At 37.3% G+C, this 26,101-nt stretch carries 26 protein-coding genes, 1 other RNA gene and 1 riboswitch; of the genes, 3 read left to right on the top strand and 24 right to left on the bottom strand.

Features of this window, described 5'->3' with window-relative positions; genetic code table 11:
- Positions 1-1,059 carry an endonuclease/exonuclease/phosphatase family protein gene (locus tag ACSG5Z_RS22285; protein WP_149212869.1) on the bottom strand — a complete coding sequence of 353 codons (1,059 nt, stop codon included), beginning with the start codon at positions 1,057-1,059 and terminating at the stop codon, positions 1-3.
- 220 nt (positions 1,060-1,279) lie between these two features.
- Positions 1,280-1,339: riboswitch (Fluoride riboswitch) on the top strand.
- Between the two features lie 54 nt (positions 1,340-1,393).
- Between ACSG5Z_RS22285 and crcB (ACSG5Z_RS22280) the strand changes: the two genes are divergently transcribed.
- Both crcB (ACSG5Z_RS22280) and crcB (ACSG5Z_RS22275) read left to right on the top strand, forming a co-directional pair.
- Positions 1,394-1,798 (top strand): fluoride efflux transporter CrcB, encoded by a 405-nt coding sequence (gene crcB, locus ACSG5Z_RS22280; protein WP_179211913.1) that lies wholly within the window; start codon positions 1,394-1,396, stop codon positions 1,796-1,798.
- Entirely contained in the window at positions 1,795-2,151 is a 357-nt protein-coding gene (gene crcB, locus ACSG5Z_RS22275) for a fluoride efflux transporter CrcB (protein WP_087983980.1), read from the top strand. Before crcB (ACSG5Z_RS22280) ends, crcB (ACSG5Z_RS22275) begins: the two co-directional genes overlap by 4 nt.
- Positions 2,152-2,184: 33 nt before the next feature.
- Here crcB (ACSG5Z_RS22275) and ACSG5Z_RS22270 read toward each other — a convergent pair whose 3' ends face one another.
- The 18 genes from ACSG5Z_RS22270 to ACSG5Z_RS22185 all read right to left on the bottom strand — a co-directional run bounded on the left by ACSG5Z_RS22270 (position 2,185) and on the right by ACSG5Z_RS22185 (position 18,771).
- Entirely contained in the window at positions 2,185-2,424 is a 240-nt protein-coding gene (locus ACSG5Z_RS22270; protein ID WP_000980964.1) for a DUF3947 family protein, read from the bottom strand.
- A 104-nt stretch (positions 2,425-2,528) separates the two neighbouring features.
- On the bottom strand, positions 2,529-2,759 hold the full coding sequence (locus ACSG5Z_RS22265; protein WP_098857449.1) for a DUF3955 domain-containing protein: 231 nt from the start codon (positions 2,757-2,759) through the stop codon (positions 2,529-2,531).
- A gap of 158 nt (positions 2,760-2,917) precedes the next feature.
- Complete coding sequence (locus ACSG5Z_RS22260) at positions 2,918-4,111, bottom strand: MFS transporter (RefSeq protein WP_435712147.1); 1,194 nt, start codon at positions 4,109-4,111, stop codon at positions 2,918-2,920.
- Between the two features lie 5 nt (positions 4,112-4,116).
- Positions 4,117-5,664 (bottom strand): ABC-F family ATP-binding cassette domain-containing protein, encoded by a 1,548-nt coding sequence (locus tag ACSG5Z_RS22255; RefSeq protein WP_435712145.1) that lies wholly within the window; start codon positions 5,662-5,664, stop codon positions 4,117-4,119.
- A 436-nt stretch (positions 5,665-6,100) separates the two neighbouring features.
- Positions 6,101-6,616, bottom strand: coding sequence for a spermidine N1-acetyltransferase (speG, locus tag ACSG5Z_RS22250; protein ID WP_137011573.1), 516 nt, complete (start codon positions 6,614-6,616; stop codon positions 6,101-6,103).
- A gap of 139 nt (positions 6,617-6,755) precedes the next feature.
- Positions 6,756-7,157 carry a phosphate-starvation-inducible protein PsiE gene (gene psiE / locus ACSG5Z_RS22245; RefSeq protein WP_000671178.1) on the bottom strand — a complete coding sequence of 134 codons (402 nt, stop codon included), beginning with the start codon at positions 7,155-7,157 and terminating at the stop codon, positions 6,756-6,758.
- A 275-nt stretch (positions 7,158-7,432) separates the two neighbouring features.
- Positions 7,433-8,185, bottom strand: a complete 753-nt coding sequence (gene fatE, locus ACSG5Z_RS22240; protein ID WP_435712143.1) for a petrobactin ABC transporter ATP-binding protein FatE — start codon at positions 8,183-8,185, stop codon at positions 7,433-7,435.
- Entirely contained in the window at positions 8,182-9,246 is a 1,065-nt protein-coding gene (gene fatC / locus ACSG5Z_RS22235) for a petrobactin ABC transporter permease FatC (RefSeq protein ID WP_087983991.1), read from the bottom strand. Before fatC ends, fatE begins: the two co-directional genes overlap by 4 nt.
- Complete coding sequence (gene fatD, locus ACSG5Z_RS22230; protein ID WP_265105589.1) at positions 9,243-10,247, bottom strand: petrobactin ABC transporter permease FatD; 1,005 nt, start codon at positions 10,245-10,247, stop codon at positions 9,243-9,245. Before fatD ends, fatC begins: the two co-directional genes overlap by 4 nt.
- Before the next feature lie 31 nt (positions 10,248-10,278).
- Positions 10,279-11,292, bottom strand: a complete 1,014-nt coding sequence (locus ACSG5Z_RS22225; protein WP_087983993.1) for a siderophore ABC transporter substrate-binding protein — start codon at positions 11,290-11,292, stop codon at positions 10,279-10,281.
- A gap of 369 nt (positions 11,293-11,661) precedes the next feature.
- Positions 11,662-12,339, bottom strand: coding sequence for a response regulator transcription factor (locus ACSG5Z_RS22220; protein ID WP_087983994.1), 678 nt, complete (start codon positions 12,337-12,339; stop codon positions 11,662-11,664).
- Positions 12,340-12,706: 367 nt separating this feature from the next.
- Positions 12,707-13,061, bottom strand: a transfer-messenger RNA (tmRNA) gene (ssrA, locus tag ACSG5Z_RS22215).
- 125 nt (positions 13,062-13,186) lie between these two features.
- Complete coding sequence (smpB, locus tag ACSG5Z_RS22210; RefSeq protein WP_001123908.1) at positions 13,187-13,654, bottom strand: SsrA-binding protein; 468 nt, start codon at positions 13,652-13,654, stop codon at positions 13,187-13,189.
- Between the two features lie 248 nt (positions 13,655-13,902).
- Positions 13,903-16,341, bottom strand: a complete 2,439-nt coding sequence (gene rnr / locus ACSG5Z_RS22205) for a ribonuclease R (protein WP_435712141.1) — start codon at positions 16,339-16,341, stop codon at positions 13,903-13,905.
- 142 nt (positions 16,342-16,483) lie between these two features.
- Positions 16,484-17,224, bottom strand: a complete 741-nt coding sequence (estA, locus tag ACSG5Z_RS22200) for a carboxylesterase (RefSeq protein WP_000761972.1) — start codon at positions 17,222-17,224, stop codon at positions 16,484-16,486.
- A 161-nt stretch (positions 17,225-17,385) separates the two neighbouring features.
- Positions 17,386-17,619: a preprotein translocase subunit SecG gene (gene secG / locus ACSG5Z_RS22195; protein ID WP_000557263.1), complete on the bottom strand. Its 234-nt coding sequence runs from the start codon at positions 17,617-17,619 to the stop codon at positions 17,386-17,388.
- A 94-nt stretch (positions 17,620-17,713) separates the two neighbouring features.
- Entirely contained in the window at positions 17,714-18,406 is a 693-nt protein-coding gene (locus ACSG5Z_RS22190; RefSeq protein ID WP_000078299.1) for an LrgB family protein, read from the bottom strand.
- Positions 18,403-18,771 (bottom strand): CidA/LrgA family holin-like protein, encoded by a 369-nt coding sequence (locus ACSG5Z_RS22185; RefSeq protein ID WP_075309614.1) that lies wholly within the window; start codon positions 18,769-18,771, stop codon positions 18,403-18,405. The genes ACSG5Z_RS22190 and ACSG5Z_RS22185 overlap by 4 nt, the downstream gene beginning before the upstream one ends.
- A gap of 334 nt (positions 18,772-19,105) precedes the next feature.
- On the opposite strand from ACSG5Z_RS22185, the gene ACSG5Z_RS22180 reads away from it, so the two are divergent.
- The gene (locus tag ACSG5Z_RS22180; protein WP_435712138.1) at positions 19,106-20,056 is read left to right on the top strand and encodes a nucleoside hydrolase; all 951 of its coding nucleotides are present in this window, start codon (positions 19,106-19,108) and stop codon (positions 20,054-20,056) included.
- A 50-nt stretch (positions 20,057-20,106) separates the two neighbouring features.
- Here the strand turns inward: ACSG5Z_RS22180 and eno are convergent, their stop codons facing one another.
- The 5 genes from eno to gap form a co-directional block, all read right to left on the bottom strand.
- Positions 20,107-21,402 (bottom strand): phosphopyruvate hydratase, encoded by a 1,296-nt coding sequence (gene eno, locus ACSG5Z_RS22175; RefSeq protein ID WP_000103948.1) that lies wholly within the window; start codon positions 21,400-21,402, stop codon positions 20,107-20,109.
- 30 nt (positions 21,403-21,432) lie between these two features.
- Positions 21,433-22,962 carry a 2,3-bisphosphoglycerate-independent phosphoglycerate mutase gene (gpmI, locus tag ACSG5Z_RS22170; protein WP_001231145.1) on the bottom strand — a complete coding sequence of 510 codons (1,530 nt, stop codon included), beginning with the start codon at positions 22,960-22,962 and terminating at the stop codon, positions 21,433-21,435.
- Positions 22,959-23,714 (bottom strand): triose-phosphate isomerase, encoded by a 756-nt coding sequence (tpiA, locus tag ACSG5Z_RS22165; protein WP_001231043.1) that lies wholly within the window; start codon positions 23,712-23,714, stop codon positions 22,959-22,961. Before tpiA ends, gpmI begins: the two co-directional genes overlap by 4 nt.
- 32 nt (positions 23,715-23,746) lie before the next feature.
- Entirely contained in the window at positions 23,747-24,931 is a 1,185-nt protein-coding gene (locus tag ACSG5Z_RS22160; protein WP_001036333.1) for a phosphoglycerate kinase, read from the bottom strand.
- Between the two features lie 139 nt (positions 24,932-25,070).
- Positions 25,071-26,075, bottom strand: coding sequence for a type I glyceraldehyde-3-phosphate dehydrogenase (gap, locus tag ACSG5Z_RS22155; RefSeq protein WP_000161234.1), 1,005 nt, complete (start codon positions 26,073-26,075; stop codon positions 25,071-25,073).
- Between the last annotated feature and the right edge of the window lie 26 nt (positions 26,076-26,101).

Raw genomic sequence — 26,101 nt, 5'->3', positions numbered from 1 at the left:
TTACTTCAGCTTAAATACCGCACTTACTGGGTTATGATCGCTATTTTCAAACTTTAAATCTTTCCCTTGTACATTTACAATTTCCACATTCGATGAAACGATAAAACCATCAATAATCGTGACAAAGTTTTCACCTTCCACATACTTCTTCACATCATCTCTCACCGTCATAACAGACGGATCTACAGCCCACTTAAAGCCACCATCAGTAAAGTCCTTTGGTAACTCTACTAACCACTCAGGACGCTCTTTCACAAACTTCGGATCACTTAACTGAGCGTTCGAAAGTAATTGATTCCAATCTCCGCCCATTATTACGTAATCACCATTTTCATAATGCTTGTTCATATATTCTTTTAAAAACTCTACTTGCTGTTTTCTAATTTTCCCGCCTTCATCATACGCAGACAAATGTAAATTTACGAGTCTCACAAACTTCCCATTATTAACAGGTATCTTATGCTCAACAATCGCTCGATCTAAATCAAACAAACGCTTTGGCCAAGGTTCCATTCCAGGAAGCTGGAACCTCTGCGCTGCTTGAACTGTATATTTAGAAAACGTACTTAATCCAGCCTCCGCATATCCCATTGGACTTGTAATTGGTACAGGGACCCATTTTGTATCATAGTTCTTTCCGAACGACGAAGCATAATCAGGTAATCCTTTTTTCAAAAATTCATGCCCATTTACATCAAAAGATCGCATTGATTTTATATCAACTTCTTGTAATAACGTAAAATCACTATTCTCATTTTGTAAAAACGAAAGCATTTTCTTTAAATTCGTTTCCGTTTGCTCTTTACTACTTGAACCAGAACCTTTTCCACCATCCATAAAGAAGTCTTGATCCTTATCTAATCCAGCATATCCAATATTAAATGTTGTAACTTTAAATTCATTTCCAAGCGCTAACACGCGTTCCTTATTATTTTCCACCTTCAAACTTATAACATTAGCTGGCTGTTCTTTTGTAAGTGTCATATACGCTAAAAAACCACCTACAACTCCCACCCCTACTAAAATACATATAAGTACTATTTTTAATAATTTTTTCAAACGAACGACTCCTTTTCTAAAACTACCAATTTTACTTTTCTTTATTTTCAGTTAACTGAAGCGAATGACAGACATACGAAACATTTTATCATATCAAAAACCTTATATCACTATATTTAGTTTATAAGTATAAATTCTCTATCCTAAACCATCACATACATACAAAACAGCTCCACTTCTTCACTGGAAATTCTACGCAATTTTTAGTACACTATATGTAATAATCATAGGCGATGGAGTTCGCCATAACTGCTGCTTAGCTAATGACTCCTACCAGTATAACTACTGGTAGGAGTCTATTTTTTTGAGCAAGCTATTTAAAGAGGTGAAGAAATTGATTTATATTATCGTTGGCATAGCCGGTATATTAGGAGCCCTTTCTCGCTATTATTTAGGTCTTACTATTCATACTTCATGGAATCATTCATTTCCGCTAGCTACATTGCTCATCAACTTACTCGGCTGCTTCTTATTAGCGTGGCTGACTACGTATATCGCTCGGAGAAACATCTTGCCTTCAGAAATTATCACAGGCATTGGGACTGGATTCATCGGTTCCTTTACGACGTTTTCAACATTTAGTGTAGAAACTGTGCAACTAATCCATCTTTCTGAATGGGGTACGGCTTTCTTATATGTATCATGCAGTATACTTGGTGGTCTCATTATGTCTGGTCTTGGCTATACACTAGGTGATTTCTTAATTAAGAAACACCTTACGGAAGGTGATCACTTATGATAGAAGCTTTATTAGTGGCAACAGGTGGATTTTTCGGTGCTATTACACGATTTGCAATTAGTAATTGGTTTAAAAAAAGAAATAAAACTTCCTTTCCAATTGCTACATTTCTCATTAATATAACAGGCGCGTTTTTACTCGGATATATAATTGGCAACGGAGTCACTACAAGCTGGCAATTATTATTAGGTACTGGATTTATGGGTGCCTTTACGACGTTTTCAACATTTAAACTAGAGTCCATTCAGCTCTTCAATCGTAAAAACTTTGGCATACTATTTCTATATTTAAGTGCTACTTATATTATTGGTATCCTTTTTGCATTCCTTGGAATGAAACTAGGCGGAATATAAAAAAAGAAAGCGACTCTTATCAGTCGCTTTCTTTCATAAGAAGTATGTCCCGCCATATGGAATGGAGAATAAACCCGCTGGATGCACATCGTAATGTACAATTTGCATCGGAGGCTGTGAGTACGACATATACTGTCCTTGCATCATTTGTGCAAAATATGCTTGCTGCTGCATTTGAATCGCTTGATTCACAGCATGAATTGTCCCCTGTGCTCCTGCTAGTGTAATAGCTGCTCCAACTTGTCTACCACTATAAAAATAATGATTCATCATGATTCAGCTCACTTATTATTTTTCTTTCGTATCGTATGTTTCTATTTCATAGTGAGTGTTTTGTCCCGATTAATGGATCCCTCACTACTTAGACTTCATTTCATCTATTGCTTTTTTTTCAGCTTTGAAGTAATAAATCCAAATAGTAATACACCAATACCACTCAAGAACAATACATAACTTATCGGTACTAGGAAAAAGAAAGGTTCTTCAAGGAATCCATTCGCCCCCACTCTACTATTTGAAGCATGTATAGTTAAAGAAATGATCGCTAAAACCATGAAAGAAATAGATACTATGTATTTATTTATCATTTCACATTCTCCTCCATTCATATAATTACCCTTAGACTATTAACATCATATTAACCAAAAGTACATTAAAATTCAATAATTATTTATTGTTTAGCGATAAAAATATTAGCTAGATTTAAAACAAAAAAGGTTTGCGAAGCATCTTGCATTGCCTCACAAACCTTTTCAAACATACATATTTACACTTCAAATCTCTTACTTACTACAACATATATCGCACACAATAGTACGAATATCCCAGCATAAATTAACAAAATTTCTACACTAAACATATCAGCCAATGGGCCAAATATTATCATTCCTAAAGGAAGCGCGCATGAATTAGCGATTTGTACAAGACTAAACATTCGTCCGTGCATGGAAGGTTCTACTTTTTCCTGCAATAACACGTTAACCGGTGTATTGAAGCACGGCATTGTTATACCAATTAAAAAGTTAAATACTAAATACATAATAAATACCGGAGCTATCCCTAGTCCAATCATAAGCAGTCCATACAACGCACAAGCTAGCGCTGTTGTATGCATACGATTACAGAAACCACCCCACACTGCAATCAATATGCCACCAGCTGCCGCTCCCGCACTAAAAGTCATTTCGCTAGCAGTAAGTCTCCACATTTCTGCACCGAAAGAACGAGTTACCATTAAAGGTGTTAAAAAGGCAGCTGGACTTATTAAAATCATGACAATGATTAATAAAACGAGTAGCCTTTTAATAAATACATTTTCTTTTAAATAAGCAAAGCCTTCTTTTATGCCTTGTAGATTAGATTTTTGCTTACTCTCTGCATTCACATGTCTCTCCACTTGAATGATAAACATAATACTAATTCCGATCATGGCCGTAATAACATCAATAAAAAATGTCGTTTCAATGCTAGCAATAGAAATAATTGCAGCACTTGCTGCTGGAGAAAGAAACATAATTAAAGATGTAATACTGCTATTTATCCCATTTACTTTCATAAGATAATCTTTTGGCACGATTTGTGGGATTAACGCATTCACAGTTGGCGTCTGTATCCCTGTCCCAGCTGAACGAATGAGTAGTACTATAAAAAGTAACCAAATACTTTTATATCCTGTTAAAAATAAAAATGCTAAAACTAATGTAGCAATTGCTATAACCCCGTCCGATAACATAATCATCTTTTTACGGTCGTAACGATCAATCCAAACACCTGCAAATAAAGAAATCGCAATTTGTGGTAAGAAACCGGAAACGGTTGAAATGGTCAACATTAACCCTGAAGATGTCGTTAAGGTGATATACCATATAATTGCGTACTGTACGAGAGATGAACCGAATAAAGAAATCGTTTGAGCGGTCAAAAATAATATAATTTTTGTTTTCCAATTGTTTTCAATCATACGTTTCACACCCCCTTAACTAATCCTGCCTCTATACCAAAGATGCTATCTGCCCAATCAAGATAAAAACTTGCTTCGTGAGATACGAGTATGATGCTGCCCTTAAACTTAATTAGTGCCTTTTGCAAAGCTTCTTTCGCTTCTGCATCTAAATGATTTGTCGGCTCATCTAAAATTAAGAAGTTACAAGGTGATAGTAATAATCCGCACAGTTTCACCTTCGATTGTTCACCACCACTTAACGTACGAATTTCTTGCGAAACGTGCGTATCCTTCACACCACATGCAGCTAAATGATGGCGTATTTCCTTCATATTCAGTTTAGGAAACTGTTCTGAAATAATTTGAAGCGGCGTTAAAGAATCATTGCTCCAATTTAAATCTTGCTCATAATATCCAATCTTTATTTGCTCTGAAAAGTAAAACTCTCCAGAAATACTAGCAATATTTCCAACAATTGTTTTTAACAAAGTAGATTTCCCTACTCCATTGAACCCTGTAATAACAAGTTTTTGCCCTCCCATTACTGAAAGATTCAACTTTGGTAAGAGAGCAAAATCATAACCAACTTCAAGATTATTTACTTCAAGAACTGTCTGAACAGAAATGGGCAGTTCCTGAAAATGAATAAACGGTTTATGAGTAAAACTTGGCGGCGCAATTCTTTCCATACGTTGCAACTGCTTTCTACGTCCCTGTGCTATTTTTGAATTCACTCCAGCAATATTTCTACGAATATACTCTTCCGTTTTTTCAATTTTCTTTTGTTGTGCATAATATTGGCGAATATAATCTTTTCGCAAATGCTCCTTTTGTCTTACAAAATCTGAGTATTTTCCGTAATACTTCTTCACCGTTCCAAACTCTACATCACATATACAAGAAGTCACTTTTTCTAGAAAATCAAAATCATGAGACACGACAATAAACGCCCCTTCAAAACTCATTAAATAATTAGCAAGCCATTCAACATGCTCTTTATCAAGAAAGTTTGTCGGTTCATCTAGTAATAAAATATTAGGCTCTTCTAATAAAAGCTTTGCTAAAATTACCTTTGCTCGTTGTCCTCCGCTTAATTCATCAATAATACGATCCATCCCAATAGCATCAATACCCAAACCGGCTGCTACCTTATTTATTACGCTGTCTACTGAATAAAAATCACGAGCTTCCAACTGCTCTTGTATTTCAGCTGCTTTCAATAGTTGATTCTCATCTCCAATCATCGCACTTTCTGCATATAACTTATTCATTCTCTTTTCCATTTCAAACAAATCATAAAAGGCTCGTTTTAAATATTGTGAAATGCTATAGCTCCCATCAATTTTTGCATATTGATCAAGATGTCCAATTTGAATATTAGGTTGCCACTTAATGCTCCCCTTATCAGAAATAATCTCCCCCACCAATATTTTCATTAACGTACTTTTTCCTGCACCATTCTGTCCAACAATTCCCATATGTTCCCCTTTATGCAAATCAAAAGAAGCATTTTCGTATAATACTTTATCTATAAAACTATGTGATAAACTTTCAACTTTAAGTAAACTCATTTTTATTCCTCTTTTCCTGAAATTAAAAAAGCAGAGAGATAGCGTCATTCGACACTAGCCCTCTGCTTCGTGGTTTTTCCTATACTACTCCAATTTACAGTAAAGACTCATCGGAATAATATACACAAAGGGCCATAGACAAAGCATTGTCTATGGTCCCTTAATCTATTTTATACACCAGCCGAAAAACCATAACGAAATAAGCATAGGTAAACTATACTTTTTTCGAAAAGTTATTCAGCCGATGAATATAGGGGATTTATACCCCTTGATTAAGCTCCGTACAACGCTTCACCGTATACATTTGTGCGGAGCAAAGTTTTCTAATGAGTTTTACAAATTTTATATAAAGCATGTTCTGCACCTTCCTTAATACTTAAAAGGGATTTTAGCATACAGTTTTATGAAGCGTCAACATGACTTCCAAATGATTCAACTATTTACTTTCAAAATATTCCTTCTGAAACATACACATTCTTATCGCATTATGATAGTTGCCATCCACGAAAAACTCGTCGAGAAGTTCTCCTTCTACCATAAATCCAACTTTTTTATAAACATGTACAGCTTTTTCATTCTCTTTATCAACAACTAAATAGAGTTTATGCATATTTAATACAGAAAAAGCGTAATCCATTGCTAAACGCGTCGCTTCCGCTGCATAACCATGTCCTTGATAATTCGGATCAATAATAATCTGGAATTCTGTTCTTCGATGAATATAATCAATTTCCACTAACTCAACTAATCCAACCATCTCATTATCTTTCTCTAGGATAAAACGCCGTTCACTTTGATCATGTATATGTTTATCGTATAAATCCTGCAGCTCCACAAATGCCTCATATGGCTCTTCAAACCAATACGACATAATATGTGCATTATTATTCAGTTCGTGTACAAACTTTAAATCTTCTCGTTCTAAAGGACGTAACTTCAAATCCTGACTCATTGCTATAACCTCCAAGTAAAAGAAACTTCTTCACTTAATTTCTCAATTTTTTTCAATTTCAAACGCCCTAATTTCATTGTAAACTTTCAAGTAACTTGAATGTCAAGACGTAAAAAAGTAGTGCGAACTTATGTCTGCACTACTCTTTTCTCAAATCTCTCATATTCGATATGTATAAAGCAATAACTAAAACAAGAATGGATCCCGCATATAATAACGTCTCCATTGGTTCCTCATGAGACACAATAATTAAACGAATTAACGCCGTAATTCCGATATAAATAAAATAACGTAACGGAAAATGATAATTCGACTTAAAATACTTAATAATCAATGCGATGAACTCGAAGTATAAGAAATAAACGATGATGCTCTCAACCAATTTATACGATGTATATTCCTTTGTTGAAAATATGTATTGAATAAATGTAATCGTCTCGTTAATTAAAAAGATCGATAAAACAATGGACAATATAATTAACGCTATATTCAATATCCATTGTAAAACGCTAGCTATGTAATGATCGATATTAAACTTCATTTCACACTCTCCTTCACGTAAATACTTATTTATTATAGCAAAATTATGATTGAAGGTGAGTTAAATCATAATGTTAATCACCTCTTTTGATTACGACATTTTCGAAATGAGAGAATAACATTCACCGTATGTAAAAGAACTTTTTTATAAATACAACCTCATATTCTGAGCGCTCAAAGCGTCGCAAATGAAATATCCGCGGAATGGGCAATCGCAAAAAAAAGCTGCTGCCTATAAAATATAGACAGCAGCTTTTTTGCATACTCATTTTGTAACTAATAAACAGCAATTGGCCCATAAGGACCATTGATAATTTCTATTTTTGTTTCAAAAATATCTGTCAAAAGTGTTGGGTCCATAACCTCTTCTACTGTTCCAAAAGCAGCAATTTGTCCATCTTTCATAGCACAAATTTTATCAGAGTATTTAGCTGCAAAATTTATGTCATGCATAACAGTCAAAATTGTTCTTCCGAATTCATTAGCTGCACGTCTCAAATGCTCCATCATTTGAACAGAGCGCGCAACATCAAGGTTGTTCAGAGGCTCGTCCAACAGCACATATTCAGTCTCTTGGCACAATACCATCGCTACATATGCCCTTTGTCTTTGACCACCAGAAAGCTCATCTAAATATCTATTCTCTAAACTAGTTAAATCTAAGAAATCGATATATTTAGAAATGATAACCTCATCTTCTTTAGTTAATCTTCCTTTTGAATAAGGAAAGCGCCCAAATCCAACTAGTTGTCTAACGGTAAGCCTCGTTACAAAATGATTTTCTTGTCGCAATATAGTCAAAATTTTTGCTAAGTCTTTTGATTTGGATTCAGCAACATCCATATTCGCTACTTGAATTTGGCCTTCATCCATATCTAAAAGTCTTCCAATCATCAATAGTGTCGTAGACTTTCCAGCGCCATTTGGTCCAATTAAAGAAGTAAAGCCCGCTTTTGGTATTTCAATATCCAAAGGTCCTATTTTCACCTTATCAGTATAGAACTTTTTAACATTATCGATTTTTATCATAAAGCCCTCTTCCTTAAAACTATAGTTAAGAATATGATTCCACCAAATAATTCAATAATAACTGAAACTACACCTTGAGCATGGAATACATGATACATTAAAAAGTATGCACTCGTCATTATTAAAAATCCTATAGCAAAAGCCATTGGGAAAATATATCTATGATCATAAGTTGACGCCGCCTGATAACTCAAAGTTGCTACTAAAAAGCCGTAGAACGTAAGTGGCCCAATTAGAGCTGTTGAGATAGACATTAAAATAGCTACTAACACAAGCGTATAAATTACACTAGGTTGATATTTAACCCCAAAAGAAGTAGCAACATCCTTTCCTAGTGACAAAACATTCAACTTCTTAGAATGAGCAAAAATTAATAACGCTACAATTATGATCATAGGAATTACAACAGGAAAATATGCAGGGTCTGCATGATTAACAGAACCAAATAATCTCGCTTGTAAAATATCAAATTCTGAAGGCGCAAGTAGTTTTCTCATGAAAGTTGACACAGAATTTAGCCCGGTGCCAATAATAATTCCAACTAAAAGCATAAGTTGTAAATTCCCGTATTTACCGGAAAGTAACCATCCATAAAGTATCAAACTCATGAAGACCATCACAACAACTTGAAATAAAAATGACCCAATTCCATTAAAGTTTATTAATGCACTAGCACCAAAAAAGAATATTGTACTCGTTTGAATTGCTGAATAAAGTGATTCGAAACCTAAAAGTGAAGGAGTAATAATCTTATTGCTCGTAATAGATTGGAAAGCGACTGTCGATAAACTATGGCAAACTGCAGCAATAATCATTGCAACAATAGCTACTATCCTTCTCTTAACAACCGGGATAAAAGAAGGTGAATCTATCGGAACTGGATTGTTATAAACTAAAAGTCCATATGAAGAAAGGAGACCTAAAGCAATCAATGTTGTCAGTACAATCCAATAACGTCTTGCCTCCTTCTTAGAACGAAAAGCACTAGCTGATCTACTTTCATTATGAAGGCTAGAATCGACTTCGACATTTTCTTTATTTCTATAATCTAATGTGATCATCGCAGCCTCCTTGGTTTTCTTCGTCTCAATAGAATAGTAATAAACACGACCGCTCCCACTGTTGCAAGTATTAAAGAAACAGGTAATTCAAACGGCTTTATAATTGTCCGAGAAATGATGTCACAGGCAGTGATTGTCCCCATTCCGATCACACATACCCAAGGTAAATTACTCCTAAGATCATCCCCTCTAAACATGGAAACAATGTTTGGAACAATTAATCCCAAGAAAGGTAAGTTTCCAATAACAGCTGCAACAATTCCAACAGCAACAGAGATAAGACCAGTCCCAAAAAGAACAATTCTATTGTAATTAACTCCAAGACTTGTTGCGACATCTTCTCCTAGTCCAGCTAAAGTCAATCTATTAGCATACATAAAAATAAACAAAGTAACGATAACAATCAGCCATAAATATTCATATCTTCCCACCTGAACAGTAGCAAATGAACCTACGAACCAAGTTTCAATACTTTGCGTCATTTGAAAAAGGAGTCCCAAAAAAGTAGACACTGCAGAAATAACTGCTCCAAGCATCAATCCAATAATTGGGACAATTAAAGAAGAACGAAGTTTAACTCTTCTTAAAAATAAAAAGAAAATCATAGTTCCTATAAAAGAAAAAATGATTGCACCAGTCATTCTTTGAACTAAAGTCGGGGCAGGAAATAATAAATATACAAAAAGCAGGCCTAAGCCTGACCATTCAATCGTCCCCGTTGTAGTAGGTTCAACAAAACGATTCTGTGTAATTAATTGCATTACGAGCCCTGCCATTGCCATTGCAGCTCCAGTAAGCATTAATGCAACTGTTCTCGGAACACGAGTGATGAAAAACATCTCCATTCCGTCCTCTTGTCCACGTATATCATAAACTCCAGTAAACAGTGATATAATCCCTAAAATTATAACAACTATAACCGCTATTATAAAAGGTTTTGTCCATATTTTATTGTGATTATAAAACTGGGGTTGAGAAATATTCTCAACCCTAGAAATCATATTTTTTGACACTGTTTCGTACCCCTTTACACTACTTAGCTAAAGTTTTTGCAAGATTTCCAAATAACTCTATATAAGTCTGAATTGATTCATTTGTGTAAGTATCTGCTGGTGCATAAATAACTTGTTTTTTAGAAACAGCAGTTGTATTTTGAAGAGCTGGTGATTTAGAAATAACATCCTGAGCAGGAGCTGACTTAGCTGCATCAGATGTTGCAGCATCACGATCTAATACGAAAAGCCAATCAGGGTTTGTTTGTGCGATAGCTTCAACAGAAACGTCATCACCTTTATGACCTGCAGTAGAATTCGAAACTTCTAATGCTGGAGTCCAACCGAAAATTTCATACATAGGTCCCCAAACGCGACCAGAGTGCGGCGCAGCAAAGCCAATATTTCCACCAGTAACGATAACACTCATAACTTTATCTTTTCCGTTATAAGCAGATTTTGCTTTTTCAATAGATTTATCGAAATCAGCTACTAATTGTTTAGCTTCTTTATCTTTAGCAAAGATTTTTCCTAAAGTAGTTGTAGAATCTTTAAGTCCTTTTACTAAGTTTTCTCCAGGCTTAGTAGCCTTCTCAGAAACATCAAAATTAAGATCAATAACAGCTGCATTTGGCACTAATTTTTTGATTTCTTCGTAATGATCAGCAAATCTTTGACCAACGATTACAAGGTCAGGGTTTGCCGCTGCAATGATTTCAAGATTTGGTTCGCGGTGATTCCCGATATTTTTAACTGAATCATCCTTTTTATATGCTGAATCCGCAGGCATGATATCCTTTGGAGCAGCCGCTAATTTAATTCCCCAATCAGCTAAAGTTTCAAACGTTCTATTATCTAAAGCAACTACATTCTTTGGATTTACAGGGACTTTAACAGTTCCATGAGCATCAGTGATTTCAACCGTTTTTGGTTTATCACTACTATCACCTTTATTAGCTTTCGAAGTTTCCTTACTTGAATCTGAGCAAGCTACTAACATTAAAGTGAAAATTGCTAGAATACTTACTAATTTTAAAAGCATAGTTTTTTTCATACGTATACTCCTTATTATGTAATTTAGTTCGAAAATGATGACGTCCATAGATTGAATTAGATAGTAACTTTCATGTATCTAAATTGCTATTGATAATCATTTTCATTTGAACATCCTGTAAATAAGTATAGTCATTAATTCTGTGAAAATCTTGTGAATGGTGTGAGTTAATCAAATTAAACATAAATTAGATACAACCTCATCTAATGCGCACCAGAGTCAGTCCACACACGTGCTAATCAATAGATTGAGCACCTTATAAACCATGATTTCTACTGCAAAACAATGACCATTTCCTAATAGCAATCTTCTTTTTATAGTTTCCTTCTTTTCATATTTCACAGAAACTATTTTATTATCTTATTTTTATCATTCAACCATTGAATAGCCTCTGCCATGTATCGTTTGAATATATCTGTCTCTCTTCTCACACTTTAACTTTTTTCTTACATACCCAATATATAAGTCTACTACATTTGGATTCACTACTACGTTATATCCCCAAACTTGATTTAAAAGCATTTCACGGCTCAATATTGTATTTTTATTCTTAATTAAAAATACAAGTAAATCGTACTCGCGCTTCGTAAGCGAGAGATTTTCGCTACCTTTTTTCACAATATTGCTAGATGTATCAACAAAGAGATCTTTAAATTGAAAAAAGTTTGTCTCATTTTGCTGGATATAGTCAGTTCTCCTTAAAATAGCTTGAACTCTTGCTACTAATTCTTCTTTCACAAATGGTTTTCTAATATAATCATCTGCTCCTGCTTGTAGCCCTGCTATGCAATCCTTACTAGAAATATTGTCAGTCACAATAATGATCGGTGTCGTTTTAACAAGTCGTATTTGTCTACAAATTTCTGGTCCCGATATACTTAATGAATCCCAATCCAATATAATAATATCCCAATCTTGTTCATATGCTATATTTAAACCTTGGTTTTCATTGTGAAGTTTTAAAATGAAATGGCCCTCTTGCGTTAAACCGCTTACGATTTTCTTTGCTAAAGACCGTTCATTCTTAATTACTAACACCTGCCTCACCGATGGTTCACCTCTACTTCAATTTATCTCAAAAAAACATTTTAAAATTTATAAATATGAACCCCCTAAAAAAGGCCATTGTAACAGCTTATTAGGAGAACTCTATATAATCTTACAATAGATATGAATAGAAACACAAAGGATATGAAGATTTAAATACATATTATGTAATCATTAAAGGTATCTATAGTATCTACCTGTTTATCAGCAATAACTATTTCTTCATTTTCTGTTTCAGGGGTACCGCCCTCCCCCTCATCAACTTAAGCATTTTATAAAACCACAAAACAAAAAGAACCATAACCTTGCCGGAACGGCAAAGTTATGGTTCATATCATACAAAATAAAAAAACCACCAAATATGTATTGGTGGAGACGGTGGGAGTCGAACCCACGTCCAAAAATATCGGCACTTAAGCTTCTACGAGTGTAGTCGATATATTAGCATTTCGCGAACTCTTCGGCCTATCGACAGGCTTCCAAGTTGCTAGTCTGATTGTTCTCTTCCTTCGCCCTCAGACGGCGAACTCCGGCGTAGTCCACTTAGTTTGAGTCCCTTACCCTACCACATGGACGATGGAGGGAGGAACCTTTAGTGCAATTAAGCAGCTAAAGAAAGATTGTTTTGTTTGCCAATTATAGGCTTTGACGTTTTAACGAGGCCGATCCCCTCGACTCGCAACCTAAGCTCGAACTATCCCTGTCGAATCCGTAACGTCCCCATGATAAAAATGGAGCATACGAAGAAATATCGTGATAGCTACTAAGAGCTGTTTTTCAATGTGCAACAATCTTACATAAGTTATTATAACATACGCGCGTCGTTTTACAAATGTAAATATCTGTATTACATCTTTTGACGATCACGGAACGCGCGTGCAATTTCACGTTTTGCTTCTTTTTCTTTTAAATCGTTACGCTTATCATATTGCTTTTTACCTTTTGCTAAACCAAGTGCCATTTTCGCGAATCCATTTTTTAAATAAATTCTAACTGGAACTAATGCATAGCCTGTTTCTTTTGAAGCACCCGTTAACTTTTCAATCTCTTTTTTATGAAGAAGTAACTTTCTCGTGCGAAGCGGATCATGGTTGAAACGATTCCCTTGCTCGTACGTACTAATATGCATATTATGTACCCATACTTCACCATTATGTACACGTGCAAACGCATCTTTCAAGTTCACGCGTCCAGCGCGAATCGACTTAATTTCCGTTCCTTGAAGGACAAGCCCTGCCTCGTATGTTTCTTCAATGAAATAATCATGAAATGCTTTTTTATTTTGTGCAATGACCTTACCTGAACCCTTTGGCATATAACGTCCCTCCTCTATTTTTACTATTGTAACAAATGTTAATAAAAAGCGAAAGTGGCTCGCTCAGAATGTGAGGTGGATGGAGCTTCTGACCTTGAGGCGCTCTTTGCCTCTCGGGAAGAAGCGAAGCCGCCGAACATTCTAGCCACTGTAGCTGGATTCCATTAAAAAGCGAAAGTGGCTCGCTCTCAAGCCACCAATAAAAAAGAAAAAGCCCCGCTTTTTATCAAAGCGAAGCCATCCTTTTCTTACTTACGCTTTTTCTTTTTCTTCTTGAATCCTGGTACATTTTCGAAGAATGCTTTTTTCTTCTTACCGTTACCATCTTTTTTCCCTGGCTGACTAGCGGACGTGGAAGTGGAAGCAGCAGCAGAAGCTGATCCTCTTCCTTTTCCTTTGCCACCACGTTCGAATTTTCTACCTGTACCACGTTCTCCGCCGCGCTCATCACTGCGCTCGCTACGTCCACCGCGTTTCTTTCTGCCTGTTCTTGGCTGTTCGATAACGACTGGACGATCTTTGAACTTACGACGAGGCGTACCTTTCATGCCAACGATTTCAAAGTCGATTGCACGCTCGTCTTTATTTACGTTAATAACGCGAATTGTAATTTCGTCTCCGATGCGGAATACGTTACCTGTACGTTCTCCGATCATTGCGAAATGTTTCTCGTCATAACGGTAGTAATCATCCGTTAAGTAGCTAACGTGTACAAGACCTTCAATTGTATTTGGAAGCTCTACGAATAAACCGAAGTTTGTTACAGAGCTAATCATACCGTCATACTCTTCGCCGATCTTATCAACCATATACTCTGCTTTTTTCATTTCGTCTGTTTCACGTTCTGCTTCAACAGCACGGCGTTCCATATTAGAAGAGTGCTCTGCAATCACAGGTAAGTTTTCACGCCATTTTGCTTGTGTTTCATTGTCGACTTTACCGTTAATGATGTATTCACGAATTAATCTATGAACGATTGTATCTGGGTAACGACGAATTGGTGATGTGAAATGTGTGTAGAACTCAGTTGATAAACCGAAATGTCCTAAGCTATCCGCATCGTAACGCGCTTGCTTCATTGAACGAAGCATTACTGTTGAAATAACTACTTCTTCAGGCTGTCCTTGAACCATTTCAAGAATTTGTTGCAGCGCACGAGGATGTATTTCATTCGCACGTCCTTTTACTGCATATCCGAAGTTTGTTACAAACTCGAAGAAACGTTCCAGCTTATCTTCTTTCGGATCTTCATGGACACGGTACATGAATGGTACGTTCATCCAGTGGAAATGCTCTGCTACTGTTTCGTTCGCAACAAGCATAAACTCTTCAATTAACTTCTCTGATACAGAACGATCACGCATGACAACATCTGTCGGTTTACCTTCTTCATCTACTAATACTTTCGCTTCTTTAAAGTCAAAGTCGATTGCACCGCGGCGCATACGTTTTTCACGTAAAATCTGCGCCAATTGACCCATCTCTTTAAACATCGGTACGAGCGGCTCATAGCGTTTGATTAACTCTTCGTCCTCATCTTCTAAAATGCTTCTTACGTCAGCATACGTCATACGCTCTGTCGTTTTAATCACACTTTGGAAAATCTCATGCTTTACAACATCACCTAAGTTGTTAATTTCCATTTCACAAGATAACGTCAGACGGTCTACTTTCGGGTTTAACGAACAAATACCGTTAGATAGACGATGCGGAATCATCGGAATTACACGGTCAACAAGATATACACTCGTTGCTCTTTCCGCTGCTTCTACATCAATTGGAGAACCTTCTTGAACGTAATGACTTACATCCGCAATATGAACGCCAAGCTTGTAGTTACCGTTCTCGAGCTTCGTTACTGTAACAGCGTCATCTAAATCTTTCGCATCTGCACCGTCAATCGTTACAATCATTTGGTCACGCAGATCACGGCGATCTTTTAAATCTTCTTCTGAAATCGTTTCTGGTACACTGTTTGCATGCTCCATCACTTCTTCAGGGAATGCTAAAGGTAGATGATGTTTATGAATAACTGATAAAATATCTACTCCTGGATCATTTTTATGACCTAGAATTTGAATAACTTCACCTTCTGCACTTAAACGATTCTCTGGATAGCTCGTAATTTTCACAACTACTTTATGGCCTTCTACAGCACCCATTGATGCACTTTTCAAGATAAAGATATCACTCGTCCAGCGCTTATTGTCAGGTACAACAAATCCAAAGTTTTTCGATTCTGTATATGTACCAACTAGTTCTTTCGTGCCGCGCTCTAAAATACGTACAATTGAACCTTCTTGGCGTGATCCACTTGATTGTGCGCTAACACGCGCTAATACTGTATCGCCATGAAGTGCACCGTTTAACTCTGTAGGTGGGATGAAAAGATCATCATCTCCCGTTTTCTTCTCTTCTGGTACAACGAATGCAAAGCCACGTGCATGTCCAATTAATTTACCGCGTACTAAATTCATCTTTTCAGGAAGACCGTAACGGTTACTACGTGTGCGAATAACAAGTCCCTTCTCTTCCATCATTACAAGTGCCTTTACAAAATCTTTAAAGCCCTCAGACCCTTCAATTCCAAATGCCTCTTCTAACTCTTGTATTGTTAACGGTTTATACGCTTCTTCTCTCATAAATAACAACAACTTATCAATATTTTCTTGTATGATTTCTTCCAAGCAGAAATACCTCCTTTAAACCCTTATATTATTTAGTGTATCCGAAAGACTGGGGATGTATAAAGCGAAAATTTAATACTCCCCTAATGATTTTTACAGTTTTCACAAAAAATTCCTTATGAAAAAAAGAGGCAACTAGATCTTACCAATCTAGTTGCTCCAAGAAGTTATATACATCCTCATGTAGCTCGTCACGTTGCTTATCAAGTGTAATGACATGCGTAGAGTCTTCATACCATTTAATGTCTTTTAACGTAGATTCTACACCGTTATAAATAATGTTAGCACTATCTGTATTAATCATTTCATCATGACGTGCTTGTACAACAAATGTAGGTGCATAAATCATATCCACATTGTTACGTACGTCAGCAATTAATTGTTGTAATGCTTTTAATGTATTCATCGGTGTCTTTTGGAATTCCAACATTTCTTGTTCGATTTGCTCTGGTGATTTTTGCTCACGGTTTTTATATTCGCGGGCATATGCCAATATACCTTGGTACATCGTTTCTTCACTCTTAATATACATTGGTGCACACATTGGTACTACACCTAAAACAGGTACTGTATAACCTAATTTTAAAGAAAATACGCCGCCAAGTGATAATCCAACAACAGCAATTTTCTCAAAGCCTTTATCTTTTAAAAGCTGATATGCCTCCATTACGTCTTGCCACCAATCTTCAGGACCTGTATGAACAAGCTCTTCTGGTGGTACACCGTGCCCTTTATAAATTGGCGCATGACAAGTGTAGCCTTTCTTCTCTAAGAAACGCCCTAACATACGTACATCAGCTGAGTTTCCTGTGAAACCATGTAGTAATAAAACAGCGCGGTCTCCACCCTCAAATGTAAATGGTTTCGGAGATGCTAATTTCATCATGTACTTCTCCTCTTTCTCTTCTGTAATCTAGTCGTATTCTTTCTATATCTAGTGTACCATATTTATATTTCTATAATCTAATTAGAAACATCTTTCAAATGGCAAAATAAAAAAAGAAGAACCATTAGTACATCTTACTAACGCTTCTTCTTTCAATTCTATAAATTTAAGTACGTAACAGCAATTGTTAATACGAAGAATAGAACAGCTAAAACAATTGTAATACGGTTTAATACCGCTTCAATTCCACGTGCTTTTTGCTTACCAAATAATTGCTCTGCACCGCCTGAAATTGCACCTGAAAGGCCTGAGCTATTACTAGACTGCATAAGTACCATAACAATCATTAAAATCGATACAATAATAAGTAAAACGGATAATAACGTATGCACTTGGCGTACCTCCTACAAAGATTCAGTTATTTTAACTGTAGCATAAATTCTATAGAAAAGCGAGAGCTATAGAGTCGCTCTCGCTTTTCTTCTATTACATAAACATCATTGCAAATAACGGCCCGAGCAAACATGTCAAAATTGCTGTTAATGTCATTGTTACCGATCCAATAACACCTTCATGTTCATTATTTTTCATCGCTCTCATTACACCCATAATATGAGAAGCACATCCAAATCCGATACCTTTACCAACTGAGTTTGTAACGCGGCTCCATTTTAATAAAAGTGGGCCGGTAATCGTTCCAGTAATACCTGCGATAACAACGAAAGCTGCTGTTAATGACGGTACACCACCAACTTGCTCTGAAACACTCATCGCAACTGGCATTGTCACCGATTTTGGTAAAGAAGATAAAATTAAGCTTTTATCTGTTCCCATAAGTGATGCAATGGCAAAATCACTTGCGATTGCAACTGTTGTCCCTACTAATACGCCACCAGCAATCGGTACAACATATTTTTGCAGAACGTGACGTTGTTTATAAAGAGGAATTGCAAATGCTACAACACCGGGTCCGAGCAGTTTTGCAATCCAGCCACCACCGCTTTCCATATAATGTTGATATGGTATATCAAGCATGATAAATAAGAAAGCCATTAATCCTGTTGCTACAAGCATTGGAATGGTGAATGGTGTTGGAAATAATTTATAGATTTTTTTAGATAATTGGTATAATAGCACCGTAAAAAGAACCCAACCGATTCCGATTAATATTTGGCTCATCGCGACTCTCTTTCCTTTCTATTCGCAAGATATTGCCCTGTATGTCCTGCGACAATAATAATTAAAAATGTACTCGCTACAATTGTAATGAAAAGAGAAATTCCTTTACTCATAAAAAAAGCACCGTAATTCATTAGGCCAAGCGTTGGCGGAATTAATAAAAACGGCATAATAGCAACGAGTGTTTCTGCTCCTAAATCGAACCATTTCACTGGAAGGACTTTTAGGCTAAGTAAAACAAGTAAGAGGAACATTCCAATCAAACTTCCTGGAATCGGAATATTTAACACTTCTTGTAACCAAGTTCCAACCATATACAAGACGTAAAGAGCAGCAATTTGGACAAGAATCTTTGTAAATTTCATGTTCATCATCCCTCATGTTTATACGATCTTCTCTTAATATCTTTATCATAGTATAAATTGTAAAAAGCTGCAATTTATCAACTTGACAGCAAAAACAGCTTATGTTAGACGCTTACAACCTTGATATGACTGGATTTCCGCATAGAAATTAAGTCAAAAACCTTGACCTAATATAAAAAGTTTTTATTTTCTGAATTTATACGTTGTTATTTCAATAAAATAATCTTTTTATCCTTAAGCTTACATATATATAAAGTGAAACTTTCATTAGTGGTGGTTTTCTTCATCCCTACAATCAGGCTTTTACGGGATAAACAAGATAGGTGGTGAACATATGCCAAAAAAAGTTCTTATTTTTTGTGACCCTGGGATTGATGATACGATGGCTCTCCTCTTAGCATTCTTTATTGATGAAATAGAAATCGTCGGCATTGTTGCTGATTACGGCAATGTTCCAAAAGAAATGGCCGTACATAACGCTCATTTTCTTAAGAACGAAGCAAAGGATAGAAATATCAAGATATTTGGTGGATCAGAACGCCCACTTACTGGCGCCCCTCCTGCTTTCTTTACGGAAGTAGACGGGAAACAAGGGCTCGGGCCAATTATTCCAAAGGGACATGTGACTAACGGAGAAATGGAGAATTTTTTCGAAGTCATTCCTCTTATTGAACAGTATAAAGATGAATTAATCATTGTTAGTTTAGGCAGACTTACCTCCCTAGCAATTTTATTCATCTTATGTAAACAGCTCATGAAGCAAGTTAAATCTTACTACGTAATGGGCGGTGCCTTTTTACATCCTGGTAATGTTACCCCTATTTCCGAAGCAAACTTTTATGGCGATCCTACTGCTGCTAATATAGTCCTTCAATCCTCACCTAACATGTACATCTATCCATTAAACGTCACTCAGTATTCCATCATTACACCAGAAATGGCTGAATACATTGAAGCAAAAGGAAAAGCCCCACTCGTCAAACCGTTATTCAATCATTATTACTACGGATTTTATAAAGACGCCTTACCGCATTTAAAGGGGAGCCCCTTCCATGACACAATGCCAATACTCGCTTTACTTGATAACTCTATGTTTACATATCACAAGTCACCTATCGTTGTCATGACAGAATCTTATGCACAAGGAACAAGCATAGGGGAATTTCGTTCTTTAGGAGAATCTAAGCCATTTATTGATTGGCCGAGTCATCAAATCGCAATTGATTTTGATTATAACCGCTTCTTTAAACATTTCATGTCACTTATGACGGGTGAGCAATTTTAACATAAAAAAACAGACCGTGATTTCTCACGGTCTGTCGTTATTTTCTACAATTATCGTTTGATGTTGTAGAAAGATTTGATACCATCGTAAACAGCGATTTCGCCTAGTTCGTCTTCGATGCGTAATAATTGGTTGTACTTAGCAATACGGTCAGTACGGCTCATAGAACCAGTTTTGATTTGGCCAGCGTTAGTTGCAACTGCGATGTCAGCGATTGTAGCATCTTCAGTTTCACCAGAACGGTGAGATACAACTGCTGTGTAACCAGCACGTTTAGCCATTTCGATAGCTTCGAAAGTCTCAGTTAAAGTACCGATTTGGTTAACTTTAATTAAGATTGAGTTAGAGATACCTTTTTCGATACCTTCAGCAAGTTTTTGAGTGTTAGTTACGAATAAGTCGTCACCAACTAATTGTACTTTATCACCGATACGCTCAGTTAATAATTTGTGACCATCCCAGTCGTTTTCGTCTAAACCATCTTCGATAGAGATGATTGGGAAGTCTTTGCAAAGCTCTTCGTAGAAATCAACCATTTCTGCAGAAGTTAAGCCAGTACGGCCTTCGCCTGCAAGGTCATATTTACCAGTTTCTTTGTTGTAGAACTCAGAAGAAGCAACGTCCATTCCTAAGAATACGTTCTCGCCAGCTTTGTAACCAGCTTTTTCGATAGCTTCGATGATTACTTCTAATGCTTCACGGTTAGAACCAAGGTTTGGAGCGAATCCACCTTCGTCACCTACTGCAGTGTTAAGACCTTTGTCATGTAATACAGCTTTAAGTGCATGGAATACTTCAGCACCCATACGGATTGATTCTTTGAATGTTGGAGCACCAACTGGTAAGATCATGAACTCTTGGAAGTCTACGTTGTTATCAGCGTGAGAACCACCGTTGATGATGTTCATCATTGGAGTTGGTAATTGTTTTGCATTGAATCCACCAAGGTAACGGTATAATGGAAGACCTACGAAGTCAGCTGCTGCGTGAGCTACTGCCATAGATACACCAAGGATAGCGTTAGCGCCTAGTTTACCTTTGTTTGGAGTGCCATCTAATTCGATCATAGCACGGTCGATACCAGCTTGGTCAGTTACGTCGAAACCAACGATTTCTGGAGCGATTGCTTCGTTAACGTTGTTTACTGCATTTAGAACACCTTTACCAAGGTAACGAGATTTGTCACCGTCACGTAATTCTACTGCTTCGTGCTCACCAGTAGATGCACCACTTGGTACGATAGCGCGTCCGAAAGCGCCGCTTTCTGTGTAAACTTCTACTTCTACAGTTGGGTTACCACGAGAGTCAAGGACTTCGCGAGCATAAACATCAATAATTGTTGACATAATAAATTCTCTCCTTTTTATATAAGCAAATTATTTAATAATTGTTTTACCTGTCATTTCTTTCGGTTGTTCCACATTTAAAAGCGTAAGCATTGTTGGAGCGATATCTCCTAAAATACCACCTTCACGAAGCTCTACATCATTTTTTGTAACGATGAAAGGAACCGGGTTAGTTGTATGAGCTGTCATTGGTCCACCATCAGCAGTTAACTCCTGATCAGCATTACCATGGTCAGCAGTAATAAGTGCTACACCATCTTTTGCAAGAATCGCTTCTACAACTTTTCCTAAACATTCGTCAGTTGCTTCTACTGCTTTAATTGTTGGTTCCATCATCCCAGAATGGCCAACCATATCACAGTTTGCAAAGTTAAGAATGATAACATCATGTTTATCATTTTCGATTTCATTTACTAAAGCGTCCGTTACTTCGTAAATGCTCATTTCAGGTTTCAAGTCATACGTTGCAACCTTCGGTGAGTTAATTAAAATACGCTCTTCTCCTGGGAATTCAGCCTCACGACCACCGCTAAAGAAGAATGTAACGTGCGGATACTTTTCAGTTTCCGCGATGCGAAGTTGCTTTAATCCCGCTTGCGCAACAACTTCACCTAATGTGTTATCAAGGTTCATTGGCTTGAATGCCACATAACCATCTACAGTTTCACTGAAATGTGTCATACAAACGAATTCAGGAATGTGAGGTACTTTTTCACCACGATCGAACTCACGGAAGTCTTCGTTTGTAAATACACGAGCAATTTGAATTGCACGGTCTGGACGGAAGTTATAGAAGATAACTGCATCATCATCATTGATTGTTGCAACTGGCGTGTTATCTTCGTTAACAATTACAGACGGCAATACGAATTCATCATAGATACCGTTCGCATAAGAGTCTTCTACACACTCTTCTGCTGATTTATAAGTAGGGCCTTCACCATTCACCATAGCACTGTAACATTTTTCTACGCGATCCCAACGCTTGTCACGGTCCATAGAGTAATAACGACCAGAGATAGTCGCGAATTGTCCTACTCCTGTTTCTTTAATTACTTCATTTGTTGCATCGATATAACCTTTTGCTGTTTGTGGTCCAACATCGCGGCCATCTAAGAATGCATGGATATAAACTTTCTCCACGCCTTCTTTTGCTGCTAAGCGAAGAAGAGCAAACATATGGTTCATGTGACTGTGCACACCACCATCAGAAAGTAAACCGAATAAATGAAGAGCAGTACCTTTTTCTTTTACGCTTTTAATTGCATTTTGGAAAGTTTCGTTCTGATCGAACTCACCTTCACGAATTGCAACGTTTACGCGTGTTAAGCTTTGATATACAATGCGGCCAGCACCGATATTCAAGTGACCAACCTCAGAGTTACCCATTTGACCTTCTGGAAGACCTACTTCCTCACCACAAGCTGTAAGCGTTGTGTGAGGGAATTTGTTCCAGTAACCATCAAAATTAGGTTTCTTAGCTTGTGCTACAGCATTCCCATGAGTTTCTTCACGTAGTCCGAAACCATCAAGAATGATTAAAGCTGTTGGCTTTCTCATTTTACCGCCCCCAGAAGACCTAAGAACGAAGCAGGCTCTAAGCTAGCACCGCCAACTAAAGCGCCGTCGATGTCAGATTGTGCCATATACTCTTTAATGTTTTCTGGTTTTACGCTACCGCCGTATTGAATACGAACAGCTTCTGCAGCTTCTGTAGAAACAGCTTCTGCAACAACTTTACGGATGTGCGCACATACTTCGTTTGCATCTGCAGAAGAAGAAGATTTACCTGTACCGATAGCCCAGATTGGCTCATAAGCGATAACAGTTGCTTTAACTTGCTCTTCTGTTAAACCTGCAAGTGCTTTTGTCACTTGACCTGCTACTAGATCAAATGTTTTTCCGCTTTCGCGCTCTTCTAAAGTCTCACCACAACATACGATTGGTGTTAAACCATGTTCAAATGCTGCAAGAGTCTTTTTGTTTACTGACTCATCTGTTTCAGCAAACATTTCACGACGCTCAGAGTGGCCAAGTACTACGTAGCCTACTTTTAAGTCGCTAAGTGCTACTGGGCTAATTTCGCCAGTGAATGCACCATTTTTTTCGAAGTGCATGTTTTGTGCACCTACTTGTAAATCAGTTCCTTCAGTTGCTGCTACTAAACGCTCTAAAAATAGAGCTGGAGAGCAAACTACTGCATCAACAGCTGAAGCTGCTGGGATTTGACCTTTAACTTCCTCTACGAAGCTAACTGCTTCAGATAGAGTTTTATTCATTTTCCAGTTACCTGCGATAATTGGTTTACGCATGCTTTGCACCGTCCTTTTTCTTTGGCTGCTACTTATTTGTCGTTAAGACAAACTACACCTGGAAGCTCTTTGCCTTCCATGAATTCTAATGACGCACCGCCGCCAGTAGAAATGTGGCTCATTTTATCAGCCATACCGAATTTTTCAACAGCTGCTGCAGAGTCACCACCGCCGATAACAGAGTATGTATCTTCTGCATCTGCTAATGCTTGTCCTACTGCTTTTGTACCTTCTGCGAATGGAGTCATTTCGAATACACCCATTGGTCCATTCCATACAACAAGCTTAGAATTTTTAATTACATCTGCATAAATTTCACGTGTTTTAGGACCGATGTCCACGCCTTCCCAAGTAGAAGGGATAGAGTCGATACCTACGATTTGAGTTGTTGCAGTTTCAGAGAATTCCTCTGTGATTACAACATCAACTGGCATGTAGAAGTTTACGCCTTTTTCTTTTGCAAGTTGCATAAATTCTTTAGCTAGTTCGATCTTGTCGTCTTCACATAGAGATAGACCAATTTCATGACCTAAAGCTTTAACGAATGTGTAAGCAAGTCCGCCACCGATGATTAAGTTATCTACTTTGTCTAATAGATGACGAATTACACCGATTTTATCTTTTACTTTCGCACCACCGATGATAGCTGTGAATGGACGTTCTGGGTTAGAAAGTGCTTTTCCAAGTACATCTAACTCTTTTTCCATTAATAATCCAGATACTGCTGGTAGGTAGTCTGCGATACCTGCTGTAGAAGCGTGAGCACGGTGAGCTGCACCGAATGCATCGTTTACGAAGATATCAGCAAGAGCTGCAAATTCTTTCGCAAGTTCTGCATCGTTCTTTTCTTCGCCCGCATAGAAACGTACGTTTTCAAGAACTAATACGTCGCCTTCGTTCATTGCTGCAACCATTTCTTGTGCAACTGGTCCGAATGCTTCGTCTGCTTTTTTAACATCTTTACCAAGAAGCTCGCCTAAACGTGCTGCTACTGGAGTAAGACGTAATTCTTCTACTGCTTGACCTTTTGGACGGCCTAAGTGACTTGCTAAAATAACTTTCGCACCTTGCTCTACTAAATATTGAATTGTAGGAAGAGCTGCACGGATACGAGTTTCATCTGTAATTTTGCCTTCTTTCATAGGTACGTTGAAATCAACGCGGCAAAATACACGCTTACCTTTTAAATCTACGTCACGAATTGATTTTTTGTTCATTGGATTTCCCTCCGACTACTAGTTAGGATTGACAAAACCCACTCAAAAGCTTAACACATTTGCTTTTAAAACGAAAGAAGAGAGAGAGGGAACAAACCCTCTCCCTCGTTTTGTCATTGATTACTTATATAATTAAGAATTAAAGACCTTTAGAAGTCATGTATGCTGCTAGGTCTACTACGCGGTTAGAGTAACCAGTTTCGTTATCGTACCAAGAAAGTACTTTAACCATGTTACCTTCCATTACCATTGTAGATAATGCATCGATTGTAGAAGAAGCTGTACATCCGTTATAGTCGATAGATACTAATGGCTCTTCGCTGTATCCAAGGATACCTTTTAATTCGCCTTCAGCTGCTGCTTTGAATGCTGCGTTTACATCTTCAACTGTTACTTCTTTGTCAAGTTCAACAACTAAGTCAACAAGAGAAACGTTAGCAGTTGGAACACGTACAGCGCCACCGTTTAATTTACCTTTAAGTTCTGGTAATACTAATGCTACAGCTTTAGCTGCACCAGTAGATGTTGGGATCATGTTTTCAGCTGCTGCACGAGCACGACGTAAATCTTTGTGTGGTAAGTCTAAGATTTGTTGGTCGTTAGTGTAAGAGTGAATTGTTGTCATCATTCCGCGTTTTACGCCGAATTTTTCGTTTAATACTTTAGCGAATGGAGCTAGACAGTTTGTAGTACAAGAAGCGTTAGATACTACGTTGTGGTTAGCTGCATCATATTGTTCGTGGTTAACACCCATAACTACAGTGATATCTTCGTCAGAAGCTGGAGCTGAGATGATAACTTTCTTAACTGATCCACCTAAGTGTTTTTCAGCGTCTGATTTTTTAGTGAAACGGCCAGTAGATTCTACTACTACTTCTACTCCGTAGTCGCTCCATGGTAATTGAGCTGGGTCACGCTCAGCGATAACTTTAATTTCTTTACCGTTAACAACGATGCTGTTTTCGTTAGCAGATACTTCTGCATTTAAAGTTCCGTGAACTGTGTCATATTTTAAAAGGTGAGCTAATGTTTTAGCATCTGTTAAGTCGTTGATTGCTACTACTTCTACCTCAGAGTTGTTAAGAGCTGCGCGGAATACGTTACGTCCGATACGTCCAAATCCATTAATACCAATTTTAGTCATTTGAATTTCCTCCTTGGGGGATTATA

The sequence above is a fragment of the Bacillus pretiosus genome (genome assembly GCF_051294775.1).
GTDB classification, from domain to species: domain Bacteria; phylum Bacillota; class Bacilli; order Bacillales; family Bacillaceae_G; genus Bacillus_A; species Bacillus_A wiedmannii.
Note: the sequence above shows the minus strand (reverse complement) of the source record. Positions and strands in the feature narration are given on the sequence as shown.